This window comes from Citrobacter sp. Cpo142 (assembly GCF_030332425.1).
Taxonomy (GTDB): Bacteria; Pseudomonadota; Gammaproteobacteria; order Enterobacterales; family Enterobacteriaceae; genus Citrobacter; species Citrobacter portucalensis.
Genome location: NZ_JAOWHW010000109.1, coordinates 472686 through 495380, shown reverse-complemented (window position 1 = coordinate 495380; position 22695 = coordinate 472686). Strand labels below are relative to the sequence as shown.

General features: G+C 50.1%; 25 protein-coding genes, 1 pseudogene and 1 other annotated feature. Of the genes and pseudogenes, 9 read left to right on the top strand and 17 right to left on the bottom strand.

Translation table 11 applies throughout. The features are described from left to right. Positions 1 to 224: 224 nt before the first annotated feature. The 3 genes from yegR to OGY18_RS09075 all read right to left on the bottom strand — a co-directional run bounded on the left by yegR (position 225) and on the right by OGY18_RS09075 (position 1919). Positions 225 to 545 carry a lipoprotein YegR gene (gene yegR / locus OGY18_RS09085; protein ID WP_004197483.1) on the bottom strand — a complete coding sequence of 107 codons (321 nt, stop codon included), beginning with the start codon at positions 543 to 545 and terminating at the stop codon, positions 225 to 227. Positions 546 to 799: 254 nt separating this feature from the next. Next, positions 800 to 1471, bottom strand: a complete 672-nt coding sequence (locus OGY18_RS09080; RefSeq protein ID WP_071701165.1) for an SOS response-associated peptidase — start codon at positions 1469 to 1471, stop codon at positions 800 to 802. Between the two features lie 151 nt (positions 1472 to 1622). Beyond that, a complete protein-coding gene (locus OGY18_RS09075; RefSeq protein WP_003020675.1) occupies positions 1623 to 1919 on the bottom strand; it encodes a YciI family protein in 297 nt (98 codons plus the stop codon). A 215-nt stretch (positions 1920 to 2134) separates the two neighbouring features. Here OGY18_RS09075 and tonB point away from each other — a divergent pair, with 215 nt between their 5' ends. Next, a complete protein-coding gene (gene tonB, locus OGY18_RS09070) occupies positions 2135 to 2863 on the top strand; it encodes a TonB system transport protein TonB (RefSeq protein ID WP_168150127.1) in 729 nt (242 codons plus the stop codon). A 64-nt stretch (positions 2864 to 2927) separates the two neighbouring features. Here the strand turns inward: tonB and yciA are convergent, their stop codons facing one another. The 4 genes and pseudogenes from yciA to OGY18_RS09050 form a co-directional block, all read right to left on the bottom strand. Then, positions 2928 to 3329 (bottom strand): acyl-CoA thioester hydrolase YciA, encoded by a 402-nt coding sequence (yciA, locus tag OGY18_RS09065; RefSeq protein ID WP_003020670.1) that lies wholly within the window; start codon positions 3327 to 3329, stop codon positions 2928 to 2930. Between the two features lie 165 nt (positions 3330 to 3494). Beyond that, positions 3495 to 4034, bottom strand: a complete 540-nt coding sequence (locus OGY18_RS09060; protein ID WP_003020667.1) for a septation protein A — start codon at positions 4032 to 4034, stop codon at positions 3495 to 3497. 54 nt (positions 4035 to 4088) lie between these two features. Then, positions 4089 to 4832, bottom strand: a complete 744-nt coding sequence (locus OGY18_RS09055) for a YciC family protein (RefSeq protein ID WP_003020663.1) — start codon at positions 4830 to 4832, stop codon at positions 4089 to 4091. 28 nt (positions 4833 to 4860) lie between these two features. Next, a pseudogene (locus OGY18_RS09050) lies at positions 4861 to 4938 on the bottom strand (YkgJ family cysteine cluster protein); the annotation flags it as partial. Positions 4939 to 5230: 292 nt separating this feature from the next. Between OGY18_RS09050 and ompW the strand changes: the two are divergent. Then, positions 5231 to 5869, top strand: coding sequence for an outer membrane protein OmpW (gene ompW, locus OGY18_RS09045; protein ID WP_126957511.1), 639 nt, complete (start codon positions 5231 to 5233; stop codon positions 5867 to 5869). Between the two features lie 426 nt (positions 5870 to 6295). Continuing rightward, a complete protein-coding gene (locus OGY18_RS09040) occupies positions 6296 to 7012 on the top strand; it encodes a YebC/PmpR family DNA-binding transcriptional regulator (protein WP_063940825.1) in 717 nt (238 codons plus the stop codon). 433 nt (positions 7013 to 7445) lie between these two features. On the opposite strand, the gene OGY18_RS09035 is transcribed toward OGY18_RS09040, so the two are convergent. Beyond that, on the bottom strand, positions 7446 to 7883 hold the full coding sequence (locus tag OGY18_RS09035; protein WP_284969043.1) for a hypothetical protein: 438 nt from the start codon (positions 7881 to 7883) through the stop codon (positions 7446 to 7448). Positions 7884 to 8141: 258 nt separating this feature from the next. Between OGY18_RS09035 and OGY18_RS09030 the strand changes: the two genes are divergently transcribed. Both OGY18_RS09030 and OGY18_RS09025 read left to right on the top strand, forming a co-directional pair. Then, a complete protein-coding gene (locus OGY18_RS09030; RefSeq protein WP_003833349.1) occupies positions 8142 to 8417 on the top strand; it encodes a hypothetical protein in 276 nt (91 codons plus the stop codon). A gap of 186 nt (positions 8418 to 8603) precedes the next feature. After that, positions 8604 to 10076 carry a GGDEF domain-containing protein gene (locus OGY18_RS09025; RefSeq protein WP_286552692.1) on the top strand — a complete coding sequence of 491 codons (1473 nt, stop codon included), beginning with the start codon at positions 8604 to 8606 and terminating at the stop codon, positions 10074 to 10076. Between the two features lie 32 nt (positions 10077 to 10108). Here the strand turns inward: OGY18_RS09025 and trpA are convergent, their stop codons facing one another. The 6 genes from trpA to trpL all read right to left on the bottom strand — a co-directional run bounded on the left by trpA (position 10109) and on the right by trpL (position 16777). Further along, positions 10109 to 10915 (bottom strand): tryptophan synthase subunit alpha, encoded by an 807-nt coding sequence (trpA, locus tag OGY18_RS09020; RefSeq protein WP_148361908.1) that lies wholly within the window; start codon positions 10913 to 10915, stop codon positions 10109 to 10111. Beyond that, positions 10915 to 12108 (bottom strand): tryptophan synthase subunit beta, encoded by a 1194-nt coding sequence (gene trpB / locus OGY18_RS09015; RefSeq protein ID WP_003020645.1) that lies wholly within the window; start codon positions 12106 to 12108, stop codon positions 10915 to 10917. Before trpB ends, trpA begins: the two co-directional genes overlap by 1 nt. Before the next feature lie 10 nt (positions 12109 to 12118). After that, a complete protein-coding gene (trpCF, locus tag OGY18_RS09010; protein WP_286552710.1) occupies positions 12119 to 13477 on the bottom strand; it encodes a bifunctional indole-3-glycerol-phosphate synthase TrpC/phosphoribosylanthranilate isomerase TrpF in 1359 nt (452 codons plus the stop codon). Between the two features lie 3 nt (positions 13478 to 13480). After that, entirely contained in the window at positions 13481 to 15076 is a 1596-nt protein-coding gene (gene trpD / locus OGY18_RS09005; protein ID WP_286552690.1) for a bifunctional anthranilate synthase glutamate amidotransferase component TrpG/anthranilate phosphoribosyltransferase TrpD, read from the bottom strand. Next, positions 15076 to 16638, bottom strand: coding sequence for an anthranilate synthase component 1 (locus tag OGY18_RS09000; RefSeq protein ID WP_286552688.1), 1563 nt, complete (start codon positions 16636 to 16638; stop codon positions 15076 to 15078). The genes trpD and OGY18_RS09000 overlap by 1 nt, the downstream gene beginning before the upstream one ends. Positions 16639 to 16661: 23 nt before the next feature. Beyond that, positions 16662 to 16756 (bottom strand) — a sequence feature (Trp leader region). After that, complete coding sequence (trpL, locus tag OGY18_RS08995; protein ID WP_012905981.1) at positions 16733 to 16777, bottom strand: trp operon leader peptide; 45 nt, start codon at positions 16775 to 16777, stop codon at positions 16733 to 16735. (Overlaps the previous feature by 24 nt.) Positions 16778 to 16912: 135 nt before the next feature. On the opposite strand from trpL, the gene rnm reads away from it, so the two are divergent. From rnm to rluB, 3 genes are all read left to right on the top strand, one after another. After that, entirely contained in the window at positions 16913 to 17791 is an 879-nt protein-coding gene (gene rnm / locus OGY18_RS08990; protein ID WP_286552686.1) for an RNase RNM, read from the top strand. Further along, positions 17788 to 18408, top strand: coding sequence for an L-threonylcarbamoyladenylate synthase (locus OGY18_RS08985; protein ID WP_003833336.1), 621 nt, complete (start codon positions 17788 to 17790; stop codon positions 18406 to 18408). Before rnm ends, OGY18_RS08985 begins: the two co-directional genes overlap by 4 nt. A gap of 100 nt (positions 18409 to 18508) precedes the next feature. After that, entirely contained in the window at positions 18509 to 19384 is an 876-nt protein-coding gene (rluB, locus tag OGY18_RS08980) for a 23S rRNA pseudouridine(2605) synthase RluB (protein ID WP_003020625.1), read from the top strand. Between the two features lie 83 nt (positions 19385 to 19467). Here rluB and cobO read toward each other — a convergent pair whose 3' ends face one another. After that, positions 19468 to 20058: a cob(I)yrinic acid a,c-diamide adenosyltransferase gene (gene cobO, locus OGY18_RS08975; protein WP_286552684.1), complete on the bottom strand. Its 591-nt coding sequence runs from the start codon at positions 20056 to 20058 to the stop codon at positions 19468 to 19470. After that, a complete protein-coding gene (locus OGY18_RS08970; RefSeq protein WP_008784935.1) occupies positions 20055 to 20816 on the bottom strand; it encodes a YciK family oxidoreductase in 762 nt (253 codons plus the stop codon). Before OGY18_RS08970 ends, cobO begins: the two co-directional genes overlap by 4 nt. 221 nt (positions 20817 to 21037) lie before the next feature. Between OGY18_RS08970 and sohB the strand changes: the two genes are divergently transcribed. Then, complete coding sequence (sohB, locus tag OGY18_RS08965) at positions 21038 to 22084, top strand: protease SohB (RefSeq protein WP_032934465.1); 1047 nt, start codon at positions 21038 to 21040, stop codon at positions 22082 to 22084. Between the two features lie 108 nt (positions 22085 to 22192). On the opposite strand, the gene OGY18_RS08960 is transcribed toward sohB, so the two are convergent. Next, complete coding sequence (locus OGY18_RS08960; RefSeq protein WP_003020616.1) at positions 22193 to 22444, bottom strand: YciN family protein; 252 nt, start codon at positions 22442 to 22444, stop codon at positions 22193 to 22195. Positions 22445 to 22695 lie beyond the last annotated feature (251 nt).

The window sequence follows — 22695 nt, the reverse complement described above, 5'->3', positions numbered from 1 at the left end:
TGATCAGATGCCACCGGCTGAATATGAAAACCTGTATTATCAACGGCTCGGAAGTGTCTAGATTATCCGTGGCGATTCAAATATCGGAATATCTCCAACAGGGAAAGGGACGTTTTTAGGGGATAACTATATTATCACCTAGTGGCCGTAAGAATATGCGCAGAGAGAACATATTTCACAACAGCCACCTTAGTTTTATGAAAAATCATAAACCGTAGGAATATTTAAACGCATTTAAACGTCAGGCGAGCAACGCCATTAACAAGTAAGTGTGTATCAATATCAGTTCTGACTTCTTTCATAGATTTATTTTGTACCCTACAGAAATCAGAAGCCTTTTTTGTTGCAGTGCCAATAGCGCCTCGTATACGACCTGCAGCAGGAGCAGCTTCTACCTCAGTGAGGTAGTTCCCATTATCCAGTTTTTTGACATCGGACTGATATGTCAGACCCAGGCCTTGAAACTGTGTTTTATCATTTTGCACAGAGCAACCGCTTAGAAAAGTACCAATTAAAATGGTGGTGGCAATTACTAATGTTTTCATGTAAAGAACAATCCTTATGTATTTGGTTAGTCTCTATTCTACAAACTGAAATACAACATAAATTAAACCAATTGCTATTTATAGATTTGCATACAGCTATCGTATTGAATATTTAGAGAAATAAATCACACTAACCGAAAAACAAGAACGTCAGGTGATCTGTTCCATATGATTCAGAACACATCGATGTAAACATGGATCCCTAACTTCCGCTTCTTGCTCAAAGCAGACGTTTTTCCCTGCCGCATCATACATTAACGCATAGTTTCTATTAACTCTGGTCCTTGATTCTTAACATTCCCGACGGCACGTGTAACGGCATGCCATATAAATTTTTCAGCCGACACGGAACCGTCGGCAGCAATTTCCGCAGCATCTTTCCCTCCAATGTCCTGCCTCATCCATTCGCGAGCGGCTTCTGGTGAAAGTACCAGAGGCCGCCTGTCGTGTATATCTACCAGCCCTTTGTCGGCAGCAGCTGTCACTATCAGGAAACCTTCTGCTTCATCTCCACGTTCGAATGGTGTGCTGCCGATCGCCGCCATAAAAATCGGCTGACCGTCTGCCCGGTGAATAAAGTAAGGTTGTTTCTTATCGCCTTCTTTTTTCCACTCAAACCATCCATCAGCAAAGCAAATTGCGCGGCCATGCTGCCAGAGTGGTTTAAACATTCTGCTGGTGGCCGCAGTTTCAGAACGTGCGTTAATCAGCGGCGGTTTATCCCACCAACCGGGGGCGTATCCCCAGATAACTGGATCAAGATGCAACTGCTCATCACGTTCGCTCAGAAGCAGAACCTTTGTCCCTGGCGCTACGTTGAATCTTCCGATGGGTTCTGGATCGTATGGAATATCGCGTTCTGATTCATCAGCGAGCAAAGCAAGATAATCTTCACGCGTCATTGACTGTGCAAAGCGTCCACACATAGAAACCTCCAGTCATATGTCAGACTGAAAGTATAGGCGGTAACTAAAAGAGAGGACGCGTAGGTCAATGTGTACCTAAATGCGCCCTTAATTTTAATTTTGGATGGGATTTTGTTCTTATGTGTTTGAATTTAAAGTGAGTTATTTAAATTCAAAAAACCTTTTTGTAAGGTTTTACTGAAACCTGCGCATACACGCCCGCCGCCACATACGGATCGGCTTCCGCCCACGCCTGTGCCGCCTCCAAAGATTCAAATTCGGCAATCACCGTCGAGCCGGTAAAACCCGCCGCACCGGGATCGTTACTATCGACCGCTGGCATGGGGCCCGCCGTGAGCAAACGACCTTCGTCATGAAGGAGTTGCAGGCGAGCCAGATGAGCAGGGCGCACGGAGAGACGTTTTTCGAGAGAGTCTGCGATATCTTGAGCGTAAATAACATACAGCACGGGTAGAGCTCCTTGAACGGTAAAAGTCGTTAATAACGTTATTGGAAAGGCCTAACAACTGCAACGGAAAGATAACTGATATGTTAAGGCCATACTCTGAAAGCGGTTTTTTATCATAAAATCGCGTTTTAAATGTCAGTTACCGCCACGGGCTTATTGAATATGATTGCTATTTGCATTTAAAATCAGGGCCTGGTTTTTTTACTGAAACGATTATGACTTCAATGACCCTTGATTTACCTCGTCGCTTTCCCTGGCCAACTTTACTATCTGTCGGCATTCATGGTGCCGTAGTGGCTGGTTTGCTGTATACCTCGGTACATCAGGTTATTGAACTGCCTGCGCCAGCGCAGCCGATCTCTGTCACGATGGTCGCGCCTGCCGACCTTGAACCGCCTCAGGCCGTTCAGCCGCCGCCGGAACCCGTTGTCGAGCCTGAACCGGAACCAGAACCGATTCCAGAGCCACCAAAAGAGGCACCGGTGGTGATTGAAAAACCGAAGCCCAAGCCTAAACCGAAGCCAAAACCGGTGAAAAAGGTGGAAGAGCAGCCGAAACGCGATGTTAAACCAGCAGAACCGCGCCCGGCCTCCCCACTGGAAAATACGGCACCTACTCGCACAATGACCAATACCGCGCCGGCAACTACCAGCAAACCGGTGGTCAGTGCGCCATCAGGTCCACGCGCTTTAAGCCGTAATCAGCCTCAGTATCCGGCGCGAGCTCAGGCGCTGCGCATTGAAGGACGGGTAAAGGTCAAATTTAACGTAACGCCGGATGGTCGGGTTGAAAATGTGGAGATCCTGTCTGCACAGCCTGCCAATATGTTTGAGCGTGAAGTGAAAAATGCGATGCGTAGATGGCGTTATGAGGCAGGTAAACCCGGTTCCGGACTCGTGGTGAATATTGTTTTCAAATTAAACGGCACAACGCAAATCGAGTAAGCATCAGGCCGTCCGGCAATGATCAAGAGTGATCATTGCCGGATAGCATTACTGACGTGTGCTATCAGGCCAACGTGGGAATTGGACGCGGTTTCCCGTCTTTATCAACGGCAACGTAGATAAACAGAGCTTCGGTGGCTTTATAGCGCTGCCCAATAGGTTCAGAAGCGACTTTCTTCACCCAAACTTCAATATTGATGCTGATTGAGGTTGTCCCGCGTTTCACACAGCGCGCGTAACAACACACTACATCACCTACGGCGACCGGCCGCAAAAAGCTCATTCCTTCAACCCGCACCGTTACCACACGACCATGTGCGATCTCTTTGGCCTGAATCGCGCCACCTATATCCATTTGTGACATCAGCCAGCCGCCAAAAATATCACCGTTCGCGTTGGTATCGGCAGGCATGGCCAGAGTGCGTAAAACCAGTTCACCCTGGGGAGTGTTATTCGTTGTTGTCATTGTAGAACCGACTATAGAGAAAGATTACAGGCGCGATGCTACTAGAATTTGTGCGTTGAGAACAGAGGGGATGCGGCGTGCAGAGCAGATGTAAGTCAGGTTGTCAGCTCTATGGAACGCGAAGGGATAAAAATTCGCCAGATCCGCAGATCTGGCGAGCATGTATTACGATTTATCTTCTTGCGGCAGATGACGGTAAATATATACCCCACTCAGCAGCGTAAAGAATAAAGTCAGGGCGGTCAGGCCGAACACTTTGAAGTTGACCCAAATGTTCTGCGGTAGCCAAAATGCAATATAGATATTCGCCAGACCACACAGGATGAAAAAGACGGCCCAGGCTAAATTAAGTTTCGACCACACCGGCTGCGGCAGGGTCAGCTCTTTACCTAACATGCGCTGAATTAGCGGCTTTTTCATTACCCACTGGCTAACCAACAGAGCACCAGCAAACAGCCCGTAAATCACCGTTACTTTCCACTTAATGAATTCATCGTTGTGGAAAAAAATAGTCAGGCCACCAAATACGGCCACCAGGACAAAGGTGATTAACGCCATCTTCTCGACCTTGCGATAGCGAACCCAGCTGTAAATCAACACTACAGCCGTCGCGACAATCAGCGCCGAGGTCGCAGCATAGATGTCATAAAGCTTATAAAAAGCAAAAAAGACAACCAGCGGTAAAAAATCAAGAAACTGCTTCATTCTTCGATTCCGTCATCAAAAGCACCGGGTACAAGCCCGGAATGCGTTCAGGGTTTATTGGCGAATCAGCATGTACAGGCGGAACAAATAGATCAGCAACACGGCGGAGATCATATTGCTCAGCGTATTCGCCAATACCGCGCCTACATTCGGCGTAAGTACTGCAAAACTTGGCGCAAAAAGCAACAGCAGCGTTTTTGCCAGCAACCAACCGATCACTGCCGGCGCAACCAGTCGCATATTCGACCACGCCAGACGCATACTGTTGCGCATCGCGGCAAAGACACCCATTTTGTCCTGTACCAACATCACAGGGGCGAGTGCCAGCAGGATCGCCAGCAGAATACCGGGTACAACAACCAGCATAATACCGATTTGCACCAGCAGAGTAGTCAGAAAAATCAGAATAAACAGCTTCGGTAACACTGGCGCACTGGCGCCGATGGCACGTAATGCGCTGACCCGATGACCTGCTGAAATCAGCTGAATCATCAGGATGACACCCCCGGCGAGGATGGCATTACCAATCAGACCGGAAAACGTCGACGCCGCGGAAGCGCGTAGCAAAATTTGCTGTTGCTCCGGGGTCATGTTTTGCACCAGATCGAACAGCCCCACGCTGCTGGTTAACTGATCGCCTTCACTGAGTTGCGCAATTTGTGCGTCAGTGGGGGAAAAGGCATGCCCTAACACCACTGTGATAAACGCGCACAACAACGATACCAGCAAGATGGTAATGAATTGATTACGGAAAAAGTTTCCCGTGTCACGGTAAACGGACTTCGCCGTGATAGACATGCACTCTCCTTGAGTTTTGCAGGTGTTCATTTGCGGGCAATTGTACCCTGGATAACTCTACAGTGGCAGCATCGCGCGATGTATGGAAAAGCATATCTTTGTAAAGCTGCAGTAATTTTTAGCTATGACTTCAGCGTCGTGCATGAACGCTGTTTGTTATCTGCGCATCACGAGCAGATATCCATCACCCATCAGCAATGAGCTGGAGGTACTTGCACATTGAAAATATATCAAAATTGATCTGAATTAATTTAACCAGGATTTTGAATGCAAGTTCTAACTTAATCTGGATCAATAAATGTTAAATTATCAAAGTCAATGTGATCCATGTTAGATCACTTATTACTCCAATGTGGGTATATTCGTTCCGCTTTTATAACCATAACGATGGAGCGGACATGAAAAAATTAACAGTTGCAGCATTGGCTTTAACAACTCTTCTCTCTGGTAACGCATTTGCGCATGAAGCTGGAGAGTTCTTTATTCGTGCAGGTTCTGCCACCGTCAGGCCGACGGAAGGTGCAGGTGGTACGCTGGGCAGCTTAGGTGGCTTTGATGTCAGCAATAACACGCAGTTGGGTCTGACATTTACCTACATGGCAACCGACAATATCGGTGTTGAATTACTGGCAGCTACGCCGTTCCGCCATAAAATCGGCACTGCTGCAACGGGTGATATTGCCACCGTACATCATTTACCGCCGACGTTAATGGCGCAGTGGTACTTCGGTGACTCCAGCAGTAAACTGCGTCCGTACGTAGGTGTTGGGGTGAACTACACGACCTTCTTCGATGAAGGCTTTAACGACAACGGTAAAGAAGCGGGGTTATCGGACCTGAGTCTGAAAGATTCCTGGGGCGCAGCAGGGCAAGTTGGTATGGACTATCTGATTAACCGTGACTGGCTGATTAACATGTCGGTGTGGTACATGGATATCGACACCACCGCAAGCTATAAAATGGGCGGTGTACAGCAGCGAGACAGCGTACGCCTTGATCCGTGGGTGTTTATGTTCTCTGCGGGTTATCGTTTTTAAGTTTTTCTGCAAACCCCCTGCAAAACTGGTCATCAAATGGCCAGTTTTTCCATTCTTTTCCACACGTGTCGTTGTCTTGAACGGCCATTATTTTGCGCCTCTGGCCTGACTAAATTTGTGTGTCGATACCTCGCTATAAGCAGTACTGAGCTAACTTTAATAGCAAGTGTGTTTATCTGGAATATCACTTTTGTTTCTCTTCTTTTATGCATTATTGGTGCGGTTCATTTATTACGCACAAAAAACCTGAAGATAGTCAGGGGATAATTTATCCAAAATGTTAACTATTGATAAAATTAAAGTAACATATCGTAAAATTTGGATATTTTATTTTTCATGGACGAGGATTTATACGTCATGATATAATGTAATGCTAGGTTATTTACCTGTCGGCTATGTAAATGAATTTTTGAGGAGATCATTCCAGTGGGACGTAAGTGGGCAAATATTGTTGCTAAAAAAACAGCTAAAGACGGAGCAACGTCTAATGTATATGCAAAATTCGGTGTAGAAATTTATGCTGCTGCTAAACAAGGCGAACCAGACCCAGAATTAAATACATCTTTAAAATTCGTTATTGAACGTGCTAAACAAGCGCAGGTTCCAAAACACGTTATTGATAAAGCTATTGATAAAGCCAAAGGCGGCAGCGATGAAACGTTCGTGCAAGGGCGTTATGAAGGCTTTGGTCCCAGTGGCTCACTGATTATCGCTGAAACATTGACTTCAAATGTTAACCGTACGATTGCTAATGTCCGCTCAATTTTTAATAAAAAAGGCGGGAATATCGGAGCGGCTGGTTCTGTCAGCTATATGTTTGACAATACCGGAGTGATTGTATTTGAAGGGACAGATCCTGACCACATTTTTGAAATTTTGCTTAATGCTGAAGTAGATGTTCGTGATGTAACCGAAGAAGAAGGAAACATCGTTATTTATACGGAATCTACAGATCTTCACAAAGGCATTGCAGCTTTAAAAGCCGCAGGGATTACTGAATTCACTACCACAGAATTAGAGATGATTGCTCAATCAGAAATTGAACTTTCACCAGAAGATTTAGAAGTCTTTGCAGGGCTTGTTGATGCCCTTGAAGATGACGATGATGTTCAAAAAGTATATCATAACGTTGCAAATCTCTAATGATAGATTAAAAGAATCTGTCATTATGGCAGATTTTTTTAACTCATCGGGTTGTTATGAAGAAGAATATCTGGCCAGATATGTTTATTCTAAAAAATAGATAAAAACCACTATCTTAAAAAAGAAAATGTAATAATTAAAATCTCTGGCCTTAACTTCTTAGGTACGCGATAAACGTTATACGTCCAATACGCCCCGCGATATCCTGAATCCACTCAGCGCTGCTATGAACAATTGAGATGTTAACTCCATCATTCCAGGTCATCCTGATGCAAGCACAACGTGAGTTCCTCGCTTATCGCTGTCCCGACAGTATGAGTGAAGCTTTTCATCAGACTTTTCATCAGATAGTCTGGTCCGCTTCACGCTCAGAGTCGTCCAGCGATTGACAGTCTCAGGCAGTATGGAAACAATGAGTACAAGTACACTGTTATTACAAACTCGGATATTTTCCATCGTCATCAACTAAAAAGATCTGAGATAGATACCAGGTATCATTTTCTTTGGACAATTGATATTCATAAATAGGTGAATAATACTGCCTTGATAATTTGGTCGTTACGACCGCTATTTTTTCAGTAATCTGAACCGATATGATCTTCTCTTGCTCAGGGTCATGACTAGACTCAGAACCAAAAGCTATAGGCTCGCCCTGAAAACCAGGTTTTGTATATTTTTTCAAAAGCTCATTCCAACTCTTCTGGGCCTGGAGCATAACTTCTTGCTTTCCATCGTTCTGATTTCTCAGGAATGACTGGTCATTCCAATATTTATAATCCCTCTGGAAAGCGGTGACTACCTGTTCCGGAGTATTTGCCAGTATGTCCCCAGCGCTTAAAAATCCAACGCTTAACACAACTAATTTAATCAACAGATGTCTCAACAAGTTCACCCATATTTGGTATGCTTTAAACCAGTGTCTCGCAAGGGACTTTTTGAAGTCAACTTAATTAATAGTTGCACAACCAGGATGACTGAACTGTATAGATTCCGGGCATGCCTGACAGTGGTTAGCAACCAGGAAACATTCCCCTTGTTCTTTATTTAAAATTCTGGGGAAAACATCGAGCCTTTCTCCCCTTTGATGTAGTGCTACTCTTTAAGCAAACCAACTTTGAGGGTATTGATGATGATGTTGACCCGCCATCTGCTACAGCAAAAAATCACACTTCTGGAACCGTTCTCCGAAGATCAAACGGCAGCATTTGCCGTGAGTGCTGCACGTGAGTTATTGCTTTACATGGATAAAATTGAGGCGCTGGAGAAAATTATTGCGACTCCGGTTACACTACCTTATTGCAGCGCAAGTCCGGTTTGTGAGATTGAGGCGGGCTATGCCGCAGGCGTAAACGACTGCCGCGAGGCCATCCGGCGGGCAGGATATCCTATCGAAGGTGATGATTAGTTTGCGTTTATGTTAACAAATATGTGATTTTATTGTATAAATATGTAACCTAAGCGCGCGACTGCGGGCTACATCAACTTACCTGCTTCGGAGTGGCAAACATTCTCTATCAACGTACAACGCTGTTATGCAACAACATAAACGGGTAACCGATTTGGCAATACTGTTAACTATCAGGGTGGACTCGTGAAGATTGTGCAGGATAAGCTCAGAAACAGGCAGGCACTGCTGGTATCAGGGCTCATTACGTTGATATTTACTTCGTTGTTTCTGTTTATTATTTATGAACAGCGAATGGCCGCTGCCAGCGAAGGTGTCAACCGCCTGCAAGCGCGCATGATGGACATTTTTAACGATAACGAGCTGATCGCCGATGCGATTGGTGAGCGTTATCACCATATCAAAACGGGGGAACAATGCGGCGATATTTCAAAATTTGTTCTCCGGGATGAGGATGAATGGGGAATTAACGCCGATCCAAAGCGACTGCATTCGGCGACGGGGACAATGGTTGCCCAGCAAACCAGTCACAACGCGCTGTGTATGTATACGGCGGCTGAATTTATTCGCGGTATGGTCAATGAGCTAAACCCGGGCAGCTTCGATGCACATCGTTATATCATCGCCAAAAATTCAGATTATTTTTACTGGTTTATGGCTTCCGATTCACGCAATTTCAGTTTCTCAAATTCTGAAATGGCGCGGGATATCACTCAATTTTTCTACCCGCCCGTCGATTTCTATACCCGATTACTGCAAAAAAACGTCAAAAACAAAGCCCTTAGTTCGACGAATTTTTATACCGATAAAATTACCGGTGAAAAAGCTTACAGCGTGGTGAGTTATATCTACGATCTGTCTGGCAAAGAGATATCAGACCAAATCGTAGCCTATCTGGTCTATGACCATTCAAAGCCCGAATTGCAGGAAGCGTTAGCCCATGCATTTGACAACCAAATTCCACCGGAGCTGAACGTGGAGTTGGTGAATTTAACAAACCATGAGAGTCTCTGTTTATCCGGCAAATGTACAAGTCAATCCCGCTTTATGGTGCGCAATTTTTCGGAGAAATATGCACTGCACTATTCGCTATCATTAGGTCGTTTTATGGTACGCGACACACATGCTGGGATCGTGATTCTGTTGGCGCCGTTCTTTTTCATCATGATCAGTTTCTCACTCAAATCATGGCTGAATGAAAGCGACCTCAAGGTTTATATCGATACGCTGACCGGCTGTTTTAACCGCCGAATACTCGACATTATCAAGCGTCGGGATTTATCACACTGTTCGGTGGTGCTACTGGACTGCAATAAATTCAAGGCCGTCAATGATACCTGGGGCCACGCGGCAGGCGATCGCGCGCTGCAAATTATCGCCAACAGGATGCTGTCAAACACCCGCACCAGCCACGATATTGTGATTCGTACCGGCGGGGATGAATTTATGATCCTGCTGTTTCGATCACAGGCAACTGACGCTATAGCAATCGCGCAACGTATTAGCGGGCAGGTGACCAGTCATGTGTTCGTTGTGGACGGCCATACCGTGCCATTGTCAGTATCGTGGGGAATTGCAGAGGTGAACGATGAACTGGATGTGGCCATTCAGAATGCGGATAGCGCTATGTATAGAATGAAGCACACGAAAGAAGGGTGAAACCGCCAGCTGTCACTGGCGGTTGATTTAACTTACTGCTGGGTGGCGGCTTTCATTGCGCTGACAAACGCTTTCAGTTCAGTCAGCATCTGATCCGGTGCCGCAACATTTTTCTCAATGATCTTCACAATTGCCGAGCCGGAAATTGCACCGGCAGCACCGGCTTCAATAGCACCAGCGACCTGTTCAGGCGCAGAAATACCAAAGCCCTGTAAAGAAGGCGGAGCATCATATTGTTTCAGCTTTTCAACCAGATGATGCAGCGGTAATGCCGCACGATTTTCTGCACCGGTCACACCTGCACGTGAAAGCAGATAAGTGTAGCCACGGCCATAAGAGGCAATCTGGCGTAGCAGTTCTTCATCAGCGTTCGGCGGGCAGATGAAAATCGGTGCGATGTTGTGGCGGAGCGCTGCAGTTCTGAACGGGGCAGACTCCTCAACAGGCACATCGGCTACCAACACAGAATCCACACCCACTTTTTCGCACTGGGCGTAAAACTCGTCAATGCCCTTGCTGAAGACCAGGTTGGCATACATCAGCAACCCAATGGGAATCGTCGGATGCTTCTGGCGAATCAGCGCCAGCATTTCAAAGCATTGCGACGGTGTGACGCCGGCGGCAAACGCTCGCAGGGTGGCTTCCTGTATGGTCGGACCGTCTGCCAGCGGATCGGAGAAAGGAATGCCGAGCTCAAGCGCGTCGGCACCGGCTTCAATCAGCGTATCAATGATTTTCAGTGACTGCTCAACAGACGGATCGCCCAGGGTTACGAAGGGGACAAAAGCGCCTTCTTTGCGGTCCTTCAGCTGTGCAAACAGGTTTTTGTAACGTTCCATCAGATTTCCCCTCGCGCTTTCAGAATATCGTGTACGGTGAAAATGTCTTTGTCGCCGCGACCGGAGAGATTAACCACCAGTAACTGCTCTTTTTCCGGATTTTCACGCATCATTTTCAACGCGTGCGCCAGGGCATGGGAGGACTCCAGTGCCGGAATAATTCCCTCGTGCAGACACAGCGTTTTGAAGGCTTCCAGTGCTTCATCATCGGTGATTGAAACATAATCTGCGCGGCCAATGCTGTTCAGGTACGCGTGCTGTGGCCCAACCGATGGGAAGTCCAGCCCTGCAGAAATAGAGTAAGACTCTTCGATCTGTCCTTCTTCGGTCTGCATCATCGGGGACTTCATGCCGAAGTAAATCCCGACACGACCATGCTTCAACGGTGCGCCGTGCTCTCCAGACTCAATTCCGTGACCGCCCGGCTCTACGCCAATCAGACCTACGCTGGTTTCATTAATAAAATCGGCGAACATACCGATGGCGTTAGAACCGCCGCCCACGCAGGCGATAACGGCGTCCGGCAGACGGCCTTCTTTTTCCAGAATCTGCGCCTTGGTTTCTTCACCGATCATGCGCTGGAACTCACGCACAATGGTCGGGAAGGGGTGCGGACCAGCCGCCGTACCGAGCATGTAGTGCGCGGTATCGTAGCTGCCAGACCAGTCGCGAAGCGCTTCGTTACAGGCATCTTTCAGCGTTGCGGAACCGCTGTGAACGGGGATAACTTCAGCGCCCATCAAACGCATACGGAAAACGTTAGGCGACTGACGTTCAACATCTTTCGCACCCATATAAATACGGCATTTCAGACCCAGCAATGCGCTGGCGAGAGCAGATGCAACCCCGTGCTGGCCCGCGCCAGTTTCGGCGATAATTTCCGTTTTACCCATGCGCTTCGCCAGCAACGCCTGACCCAGCACCTGGTTGGTTTTGTGCGCGCCGCCGTGCAGTAAATCTTCACGCTTGAGATACAGCGTTGTGTTGGTGCCTTGAGTAATGTTCTGGCACTTGGTCAGTGCGGTTGGGCGACCTGCATAGTTTTTCAGCAGGTCTGTAAACTGCGCCTGAAATTCAGGATCCTTTTGTGCGCTGACAAAAGCTTCTTCCAGCTGGCGCAGGGCAGGCATCAGAATCTGTGGCACATACATACCGCCAAATTCACCAAAGTACGGATTGAGTAATGTTGTCATGTCCTTTTCCTTAATATGCGCGCAGCGTCTGAAAGACCGAAGCCAGAAGACGTGCATCTTTGATGCCCGGCTGTGACTCTACGCCAGAATTGAAATCGAGACCGGCACAGCCGGTTTTTGCCGCGTCAACGCAGTTATCTGCGCCGAGTCCGCCAGCCAGTAAAACGTTATCCAGCGATTGTCCGCCTAAAAGTGACCAGTCAAAGCGTTGACCGCTGCCGCCCTGGCCGTTGTCGAAGACGTATTTATCGACATGCTGATAATCACGGGCTGGCAAAGTCTCGCTGATGCTGAGCGCCTTCCAGATTTGTACCTGTGCGGGCAGTACCTCGCGCAGGGCGTCAACGTAGGACTGGTCTTCGTTACCGTGCAGTTGCACGGCAGTTAGTCCCAGTTCCGCCGCTGTTGCGCTCACGTCGGTAATATCTGAGTTGCGAAACACCCCGACGTATTGCAGCGGCGCGCCGGTCATGACCTCTCGCGCTTGTTCAACGTTGACCGCGCGCGGTGATGTGGGGACAAAAATCACGCCGCCGTAAATGGCACCCGCTTCGTATGCCGCATTTGCATCCTGAGCCCGGGTTAAACCGCAGACTTTATTCTCGCCGAGCAGTACGCGACGCACGGCGGCGTGCAGATCATCATGCGACATCAGCGCGGAGCCAATCAGAAAACCGTTGGCGAAGTGGCTGAGCTCGCGCACCTGACCATAGGTGTTGATCCCGGACTCGCTGATGACGGTAACACCGTGACCCAGTCGCGGCGCCAGTTGACGGGTACGATTCAGATCAATCGACAGGTCGCGTAAATCACGGTTGTTGATACCAACGACTTTGGCGCCCAGTGCGATAGCACGCTCCAGCTCTTCTTCGTTGCTGACTTCGGTCAGTACGCCCATTTTCAGACTGTGGGCGACGGCGGCGAGTTGACGATATTGCTCATCATCGAGCACCGACAGCATCAATAAACAGGCGTCCGCCTGGTAGAAACGTGCCAGGTAAATCTGGTAAGGATCGATAATAAAGTCCTTGCACAGAATCGGCTGCGGTGCGATGCGGCTGACGATGGGCAGGAAATCAAAGCTCCCCTGGAAATACTTCTCATCGGTCAGTACAGAGATCGCGGAAGCATAATGTTTATAGACGCCAGCAATTTGTGCCGGGTCGAAATCATCACGGATCACGCCTTTTGATGGAGATGCCTTTTTGCACTCCAGAATAAAGGCGGTGCGCGCACCTTGCAGCGCATCGTAGAAATCACGTGAGCCAGGCTGAACATCATTTTGAAAGCTGGCCAGCGGTTGTTGCTGTTTGCGGGCTTCTACCCAAATCGCCTTGTCTGCGACAATTTTCGCTAAAACGGTTTGCATCATTTACCCTCTTGCTGCCAGTGCAGTGACGCGGTCATAGGCCGCACCGCTACGCAGTACATTAATCACGGTTTGCGCATTGGCTTTTAAATCTTCTTCACCGTGCAGGCGCATTAACATGGCGACATTTGCGGCAACAGCAGCCTCATGAGCGGCTTCACCTTTACCTTGTAACAAGCGACTAAGAATGTCACGGTTTTCTTCCGGCGTGCCGCCAGCCAGCTGTTCCTGGTGGTAAGGCGTCAGACCAAAGGCTTCTGCCGTCAGTTGATAACTCTTGATTTCCCCATCGTGCAGCTCTGCCACAATGGTCGGCGCATGCAGCGAAACTTCGTCCATGCCACCACTGTGAACCACGGCTGCTCGTTGATATCCCAGCACGCGCAGCGTCTCGGCAATGGGTAGCACCAGTTCCGGGCTGTAAACGCCGATCAGCGCCAGCGGCGGATGCGCCGGGTTAATCAACGGGCCGAGCACGTTAAACAGCGTGCGGGTTTTCAACTGCTGGCGTACCGGCATGGCATGGCGAAAACCGGTGTGATATTTCGGCGCAAACAGAAAGCACACGCCGAGGTCGTCAAGCGCCTGACGGGATTTATCGGCGTTCATATCCAGATTGATGCCAAATGCCGCTAACAGATCCGAAGAGCCAGACTTGCTGGAGACGCTGCGGTTGCCGTGTTTGGCCACTTTCAGTCCGCAAGCCGCCGCAACAAAGGCGCTGGCGGTAGAAATATTGATACTGTTGCTGCCGTCACCGCCGGTACCGACAATATCGGCAAACAGATAATCAGGGCGCGGGAACGGGGCTGCGTTTTCCAGCAGCGCGGTTGCCGCACCGGCAATTTCATTCGGGTGTTCGCCACGAATTTTCATGCTTACCAGCGCCGCAGCCAGTTGTTCCGGTTTCAGTTCACCGCGTACCACGGCAGAGAACAGCTGGTGGCTTTCCTGCTGGGACAGCGTTTGGGCCTGATACAGTTTCTCCAGAATAGGTTGCAGCGTATTGGTTTGTTCAAGCTTCTGTTGCGCCCAGGCCAGCGTTTGTTCCAGCAAACGTGCGCCCTGGGTAGTCAGAATGGATTCCGGATGGAACTGGAAGCCGCAGACGCGATCGGTATCGTGACGTACCGCCATCACCATGCCGTTAAAGTGGGCGTTAATGGTCAATCCAGCAGGAACGTTGCTGCCAACCAGTGAATGATAGCGTGCCACCGGCAGCGGATTCGCCAGACCGGCAAACATCGCCTGACCGTCGTGTTCAATGCTGGACGCTTTGCCGTGCAGGATCTCTCCGGCCTGACCCACATATCCACCATAGGCTTCAACAATGGCCTGGTGTCCCAGACAAATACCGATGATTGGCAGCTTGCCGCGCAAACGGGTTAATAGCTCCGGCATGCAACCTGCTTCGCTTGGCGCACCTGGGCCTGGAGAGAGCATCAGCACCGGATTTTTCATCGTTGCTAAGCGGTCAATCAACGTCTGGGCCGGAATATGGTTGCGGTAAATCACCACGTTGTGACCATTAGTACGCAGCTGATCCGCCAGGTTATAGGTAAAAGAGTCGATATTATCGAGCAGCAGAATGTCAGCCATTAGAAGGTCTCCTGTGCGTGGTGCGCGGTGGCGATAGCACGCAGAACCGCGCGCGCTTTATTACGGGTTTCATCGGCTTCAGACTGCGGTACAGAATCCAGAACAATCCCGGCACCGGCTTGTACGGTGGCAATACCGTCTTCCACGAGGGCGGAGCGAATGACAATACAGGTATCCAGATCGCCATGCGCCGTGAAGTAACCTACCGCACCGCCGTAGCTGCCACGGCGACGACCCTCTGCCTCGGCGATAAGCTGCATGGCGCGAACTTTTGGCGCTCCGCTTAACGTGCCCATATTCATACAGGCGCGGTAAGCGTGCAGCACATCCAGATCGCTACGCAGTTCACCAACCACGCGCGAAACCAGGTGCATAACGAAGGAGTAACGATCGACTTTGGTGAGATCAGCAACGTAGCGACTGCCCGGCGTACAGATACGCGCCAGGTCGTTACGCGCCAGGTCAACCAGCATCAGGTGCTCAGAAAGCTCTTTATGGTCGGTTCGCATCTCCAGCTCGATACGGCTGTCGAGGTCGCGGTCAAGCGAACCGTCCGCACGACGACCGCGCGGGCGAGTGCCAGCAATCGGGTAGATCTCAATCTGGCGGCTGGTGGCATCGTATTTCAGCGAGCTTTCCGGGGAGGCGCCAAACAGCGTGAAATCGTTGTCCTGCATGAAAAACATGTATGGGCTGGGGTTACTTTTCTTCAGCACATAGTAGGCCGCCAGCGGAGATGGGCAGGGCAGCGAGAAACGGCGGGATGGCACCACCTGGAAAATTTCGCCCGCGCGAATCGCTTTTTGCATGCCACGAACTACGGCGCCAAACTCTTCATCGCTCTGATTGCACTCGCAGCGCATCTGCGGGACTTCAGTGACGGGCAATGGCGGCGCAGGCTCGGTAAGCTGCTGGCTCAACTGCGCCAGACGAGCGTTAAGACGCTGTTTTTCCGCATCATTGGGGGTAAAAACACTGGCCTGAATACGAGTGCTTTTTTTCTGGTGGTCGATAACCATCAGCGTTTCTGCCAGATAGAAGCAGTAGTCAGGGCAACGGTTGCCCGCTTCAAGCTGAGGTAAATCTTCAAAACCGGCAACCAGGTCGTAGGAAAACAGACCGCCGAAGAACATCGCTTCACGTTCTTGTACAGGAACATTCACCAGCTCCTGCAGTAAGCGGAAAGCGTCAAATACGGAAAGAGAACATAAGCGGGCGTCTTCATCCAGCAGCGGGCTGACAGCGGGGAATCGCAGATGACGACCATTCGGCTGTTTTTCATTCTCAACGCCAGCGGGCAGGGCTGCATCCAGTAGGGGCAGCAGCGATGCGCCGTTTGCGGATAATACCTGAATGGTGACGGTGTCACCGAGAGCGGTAATGCGTAATGCGCTATCGACCAGCAGCAGGCTCTTCAGATCGTCTTTGCTGTCGATATCTGCAGATTCCAGCAGCAGCGTTGCCGGACGTGCGCCACACACCTGATGAAACAGCGCTGTCGGATTCTCACGGTAGGCGGCATCGCAGGCAAGCAGTTCGAGTGTCGGTTTTTGAGTTTGCATCGTTATTCTCATTAATTTTGTTCAAAAAAAAGCCCGCTCATTTGGCGGGCCGGGTATCTGGTTGCATATTGCAGACGTAAGACACTGCCCGAAATCAGGAAGTGCGCCACCAACCGTGCAGAACAAATGTTGCTTTCATCTCAGATACCTTCTTCATGTGAACTTGCGTACTAGTTAACTAGTTCGATGGAGTAAAGTCAACACCTGATTTCAGTATATTTGTCGAAACCGCTATGATGAGCGTGTTACGACATTTATTGAAACGGGAGCCGCCTTGAGCGACACGAATTACGCAGTGATTTATGACCTGCACAGTCATACTACAGCCTCCGATGGGCGGTTAACGCCAGAAGCCTTAGTACACCGTGCGGTAGAGATGCGAGTCGGTACACTGGCGATCACCGATCATGACACCACGGCGGGCATTGCGGCGGCAAGAGAAGAAATTTCACGTTCGGGTTTAGCGTTAAATTTGATCCCTGGCGTCGAGATATCAACGGTTTGGGAAAACCATGAGATCCATATAGTGGGTCTGAACATCGATATCGACCATCCAATGATGTGCGAATTTCTGGCGCAACAAACGGAACGTCGTCAGCAGCGTGCGCGCCTGATTGCCGAACGACTCGACAAAGCGCATATCCCCGGCGCGTTGGAAGGGGCGTTACGTCTGGCTGATGGCGGCGCGGTTACGCGGGGCCATTTTGCGCGTTTCCTGATGGAATGCGGAAAAGCCACAACCATGGCGGATGTCTTTAAAAAATATCTTGCCCGTGGGAAAACCGGTTACGTTCCGCCACAGTGGTGTACAATAGAACAAGCTATTGATGTCATTCATCATTCTGGCGGTAAGGCTGTTCTGGCTCATCCTGGGCGGTACGATCTTAGCGCTAAGTGGCTGAAAAGACTGGTTGCGCATTTTGCTGAACATCGCGGCGACGCGATGGAAGTAGCACAGTGCCAGCAGTCTCCCAATGAACGCACCCATCTGGCGACGCTTGCGCGTTCGCATCAACTGTGGGCATCGCAAGGGTCCGATTTTCATCTACCCTGCCCATGGATTGAGTTGGGGCGTAAACTTTGGTTGCCCGCAGGCGTAGAAGGCGTCTGGCAACTTTGGGAGCAGCCCGAGATCACAGAGAGGAAAGTATGAGCCAGTTTTTTTATATTCATCCCGAAAACCCGCAGCAGCGACTGATCAATCAGGCCGTTGAAATCGTGCGTAAAGGTGGGGTGATCGTCTATCCAACCGATTCCGGCTATGCGTTGGGCTGCAAAATTGAAGATAAAGGCGCAATGGAGCGCATTTGCCGCATCCGTCACCTGCCGGACGGGCACAACTTTACGCTGATGTGCCGTGACTTGTCTGAACTGTCGACCTATTCGTTTGTCGACAACGTGGCCTTTCGTTTAATTAAAAACAACACGCCGGGCAACTACACCTTCATCCTGAAAGGGACGAAAGAAGTTCCGCGCCGTTTGTTGCAGGAAAAACGAAAGACCATTGGCCTGCGTGTGCCTTCGAATCCGATAGCGCTGGCGCTGCTTGAAGCGCTGGGCGAACCGATGCTCTCTACATCGCTGATGTTGCCTGGCAGTGAATTTACCGAGTCAGATCCGGAAGAAATTAAAGACCGCCTGGAAAAACTGGTGGATTTGATTATCCACGGCGGCTATCTCGGCCAGCAGCCGACCACGGTCATCGATTTAACCGACGATTCTCCGGTGGTGTTGCGTGAAGGCGTCGGTGACGTTAAACCTTTCTTATAAGGGCGCGAACCGCTATACTACGCGGCCTTAAAATGGCGCTGACTGGCGCCGTTGATTCTCCTGTTCGACGCCTGTGAAGGCGACATCTAAAGGAAGCTCTATGAGCGAAAAGTTACAAAAAGTGCTGGCGCGCGCTGGCCACGGTTCTCGCCGTGAAATCGAATCTATTATTGCCGCGGGTCGCGTGAGCGTTGATGGCAAAATTGCCACGCTCGGCGATCGCGTTGAAGTCACTCCGGGTCTGAAAATCCGTATCGACGGCCATCTGATTTCGGTTAAAGAGTCTGCGGAGCAAATCTGCCGCGTTCTGGCCTATTACAAGCCAGAAGGCGAACTGTGTACCCGTAACGACCCGGAAGGTCGTCCGACCGTGTTCGATCGTTTACCAAAACTGCGTGATGCGCGCTGGATTGCCGTAGGGCGCCTGGACGTGAATACCTGCGGTTTACTGCTGTTTACCACCGATGGTGAACTGGCTAACCGTCTGATGCACCCAAGCCGCGAAGTTGAACGTGAATATGCGGTACGTGTGTTTGGTCAGGTTGATGATGCAAAACTGCGCGACCTGAGTCGTGGCGTGCAGCTGGAAGATGGTCCGGCGGCATTTAAAACGATCAAGTTCAGCGGTGGTGAAGGGATTAACCAGTGGTATAACGTTACGTTGACCGAAGGGCGTAACCGTGAAGTCCGTCGCCTGTGGGAAGCTGTAGGTGTACAGGTAAGCCGTCTTATTCGTGTTCGTTACGGTGATATCCCGCTGCCGAAAGGTCTGCCGCGTGGTGGCTGGACGGAGCTTGACCTCGCGCAGACCAACTATCTGCGTGAACTGGTGGAGCTGAAGCCGGAAACGACTTCTAAAGTTGCCGTCGAGAAAGATCGTCGTCGCATGAAGGCAAATCAGATCCGTCGTGCGGTGAAGCGCCACTCACAGGTCGGTAGCAGCCGTCGTCCGGGTGGTCGTAGCAACAACGGTTAATCATGACCAGGCCTGATAAGCAAAGCGCTATCAGACGTTAGCGTGGAGCCGGATGCGGCGCAAGCGCCTTATCCGGCCTGGTGTCAGTAATCGATCCCTATCTGGGCCTTCACGCCCGCTTCAAACGCATGCTTGACCGGGCGCAGCTCGCTGACCGTATCCGCTAACTCCAGAATATCGCGATGACATCCACGGCCGGTGATAATCACCGTTTGATGGGCAGGGCGCGCATTTAGGGCAGTGATGACCTCTTCAAGCGGCAGATAGTCGTATGCCACCATATAGGTCAGCTCGTCCAGCACCACCATATCCAGTTCATCGTCGGCCAGCATCCGCTTGCCGTGTTCCCACACGGCCATACAGGCCGCGGTGTCGGACTCACGGTTTTGCGTTTCCCAGGTAAATCCTGTTGCCATAACCTGAAACTCTACGCCGTGGGGTTCAAGTAAGTTACGTTCTCCGTTTGGCCACGTACCTTTAATAAATTGTACGACGCCGACTTTTTTACCGTGGCCCACCGCGCGCGTGGCGGTACCGAATGCGGCGGTGGTTTTACCCTTACCATTTCCGGTGAACACGATGATGATCCCGCGCTCGTCCTTCGCTGCGGCAACGCGTGCGTCAACCCGATCTTTTACGCGCTGTTGACGTTGCTGATAGCGTTCTTCACTCATTGGGCAATTCCTGGTTTACGGCCCGGCTGGGCGTCAAAAGTCATACCGGTTTTACGGCGGCTGTCATCGCCCATCAGCCACAGGTAGAGCGGCATAATATCGGCGGGGGTTTTCAATTTTTGTGGATCTTCCGTGGGGAATGCGCTGGCTCGCATGCCAGTACGTGTTCCACCAGGATTGATACAGTTTACGCGCAGATGACGGTTTTGATACTCATCAGCCAGCACCTGCATCATCCCTTCGGTAGCAAATTTTGAGGTGGCATATGCCCCCCAATTGGCGCGTCCCTGGCGACCGACGCTGGAAGAGGTAAAGACCAGCGATCCGGCATCGGATTTGAGTAACAACGGCAGCAATGCCTGAGTTAGCATAAAAGTGGCATTCACATTCACCTGCATCACATCCTGCCAGACCTGCGGGTTTTGCTCGCTCATTGGACAAATATCGCCGAGTAATCCGGCGTTATGCAGTACGCCATCCAGACGCGGGAAATGTGCGGCAATGCGCTGCGCAAGCTGGTGACATTCTTCAGAGGTACAGGTCAGTAAATCCAGTGTAAACCACTGTGGTTGTGTTCCGTTTTCATCGGCGATAGTGCGGGCAACCTGACGCAGTTTTTCTTCGTTACGCCCAAGCAGGATAACGGTCGCGCCATAGCGTGCATAGGTCTGCGCGGCTTCGCGTCCGATACCATCGCTGGCACCGGTGACAAGAATAATGCGGCCCTGTAAAAGGTCTTGTTTAGGTTGGTAATGCACGGCTACTCCTCGGCGACGCCCTGGCCATCTCGTTCGCAATAACTTTTGGGCTTTATGCCTTAAACCCTGTTCTTTTTCAATCAGCCAAAGGCAATAACACCGCAAAATGAACGCTTTGTCATGCTTTTTACTGATTCAGCACTGGATGTATGAAGCAAGACGAGGTGACACGCCTGTTGTACACTGAGCGGAAGTCGCGTTGTTTAACCAAGGTGGGTCTTGTGGAATTGTTGTCTGAATATGGGCTGTTTTTGGCAAAAATTGTCACTGTCGTGGTGGCTATTGCAGTGGTGGTGATGCTGATCGTAAACGCGACACAACGCAAACGTCAGCGTGGGGAATTGCGGGTTATTAACCTCAGCGATCAATATAAAGAGATGAAGGAAGACTTGTCGCTAGCCTTATTGGATGGGCATCAGCAAAAATTCTGGCATAAGGCGCAGAAAAAGAAACAGAAGCTGGAGGCGAAGGCCGCCAAGGCAAAAGCGAAACTGGGTGACAGCACGTCATCTGATAAACCTCGTGTATGGGTGCTTGATTTTAAAGGCAGTATGGATGCCCATGAGGTCAGCGCATTACGCGAAGAGGTGACGGCGGTGCTGGCGGTTGTTAAACCTCAGGATCAGGTGGTGGTTCGTCTGGAAAGCCCGGGTGGTGTGGTACATGGCTATGGCCTGGCTGCATCGCAATTGCAACGTCTGCGCGATAAGCAGATCCCGCTGACCGTTACGGTAGATAAAGTCGCTGCGAGCGGCGGATATATGATGGCCTGTGTGGCGGATAAAATTGTCTCGGCGCCGTTTGCTATCGTCGGCTCAATTGGCGTGGTGGCGCAGATCCCGAACTTTAACCGCTTCCTGAAAGGGAAAGATATTGATATCGAACTGCACACCGCCGGACAGTACAAGCGTACGCTGACCTTACTCGGTGAAAATACGGAAGAAGGACGGCAGAAATTCCGCGAAGATCTGAACGAAACGCATCATCTATTTAAAGATTTTGTGCATCGCATGCGTCCGACTCTGGACATTGAGCAGGTTGCCACGGGTGAACACTGGTTTGGTCAACAGGCGCTGGCAAATGGGCTGGTGGATGAGATCAATACCAGCGATGAGGTGATCCTCGGGCTGATGGAAGGTCGTGAAGTGTTGAACGTTCGCTATCTGCAGCGTAAAAAGCTGATGGATCGTTTTACCGGTAGTGCGGCGGAGAGCGCCGATCGTTTGCTGATGCGCTGGTGGCAGCGGGGGCAGAAGCCACTGATGTAAAATTGTCATTGCCGGATAGCGCTGCTCACATATCCTATCCGGCCTACAAATATGCATCAATGTAGGCTGGATAAGGCGTTGCTGCCATCCGGCAAATTATTTCTCGTATTAATCGATCAAGTGATACTTTTCAGAAAGTACGTGCGCCAGGTGTTTAAACATATTAAACACAGCCGTACTTTTGGGCGTTGGTAGCCCTTGCTCGTCTAAAAAGTAATCTCCGCTGAAAACCAGCACGCCGTTTCGCTGCGTAACGCCGGTGGCGACAATCCCAGCCAGCGTGTCCTCATGCTCACGAATGATTTTGTTGGCTTCAATCAGCAGTGTTTCGCGATCGATGGGTTGAGTGTCTTTATGCATGATTTACTCCTTAAACAAGGACATTAGTCTACGCTGAGCCCGCCTTATGGGCAAATATTCCCTGACATAAATGAAGGTTTTACGACAGTGTTACAACTGGCGAGATTTGTTTTTGCATGCTAATAAAGTTGCGTAACGCATTTTATCAGGTACAGTGTGACGCTTTCGTCAATCTGGCAACAGATTTGCTTGACATTCGACCAATACTTCGTCGTGCTAGAGCGTTTGTGAGCAAAAAAGCCTGTTAACTC

Excerpts from the sequence above, each read along its gene's own strand:
- yciA (WP_003020670.1), bottom strand. The coding sequence starts at position 3,329 with ATGACAACAACGAATAACACTCCCCAGGGTGAACTGGTTTTACGCACT.
- trpA (WP_148361908.1), bottom strand. The coding sequence starts at position 10,915 with ATGGAACGTTACAAAAACCTGTTTGCACAGCTGAAGGACCGCAAAGAA.
- OGY18_RS09060 (WP_003020667.1), bottom strand. The coding sequence starts at position 4,034 with ATGAAGCAGTTTCTTGATTTTTTACCGCTGGTTGTCTTTTTTGCTTTT.
- rluB (WP_003020625.1), top strand. The coding sequence starts at position 18,509 with ATGAGCGAAAAGTTACAAAAAGTGCTGGCGCGCGCTGGCCACGGTTCT.
- cobO (WP_286552684.1), bottom strand. The coding sequence starts at position 20,058 with ATGAGTGAAGAACGCTATCAGCAACGTCAACAGCGCGTAAAAGATCGG.
- OGY18_RS09030 (WP_003833349.1), top strand. The coding sequence starts at position 8,142 with ATGATGTTGACCCGCCATCTGCTACAGCAAAAAATCACACTTCTGGAA.
- trpB (WP_003020645.1), bottom strand. The coding sequence starts at position 12,108 with ATGACAACATTACTCAATCCGTACTTTGGTGAATTTGGCGGTATGTAT.
- OGY18_RS09055 (WP_003020663.1), bottom strand. The coding sequence starts at position 4,832 with ATGTCTATCACGGCGAAGTCCGTTTACCGTGACACGGGAAACTTTTTC.
- OGY18_RS08960 (WP_003020616.1), bottom strand. The coding sequence starts at position 22,444 with ATGCATAAAGACACTCAACCCATCGATCGCGAAACACTGCTGATTGAA.
- trpD (WP_286552690.1), bottom strand. The coding sequence starts at position 15,076 with ATGGCTGACATTCTGCTGCTCGATAATATCGACTCTTTTACCTATAAC.
- ompW (WP_126957511.1), top strand. The coding sequence starts at position 5,231 with ATGAAAAAATTAACAGTTGCAGCATTGGCTTTAACAACTCTTCTCTCT.
- trpCF (WP_286552710.1), bottom strand. The coding sequence starts at position 13,477 with ATGCAAACCGTTTTAGCGAAAATTGTCGCAGACAAGGCGATTTGGGTA.
- yegR (WP_004197483.1), bottom strand. The coding sequence starts at position 545 with ATGAAAACATTAGTAATTGCCACCACCATTTTAATTGGTACTTTTCTA.
- OGY18_RS08985 (WP_003833336.1), top strand. The coding sequence starts at position 17,788 with ATGAGCCAGTTTTTTTATATTCATCCCGAAAACCCGCAGCAGCGACTG.
- OGY18_RS09000 (WP_286552688.1), bottom strand. The coding sequence starts at position 16,638 with ATGCAAACTCAAAAACCGACACTCGAACTGCTTGCCTGCGATGCCGCC.
- OGY18_RS09080 (WP_071701165.1), bottom strand. The coding sequence starts at position 1,471 with ATGTGTGGACGCTTTGCACAGTCAATGACGCGTGAAGATTATCTTGCT.
- tonB (WP_168150127.1), top strand. The coding sequence starts at position 2,135 with ATGACTTCAATGACCCTTGATTTACCTCGTCGCTTTCCCTGGCCAACT.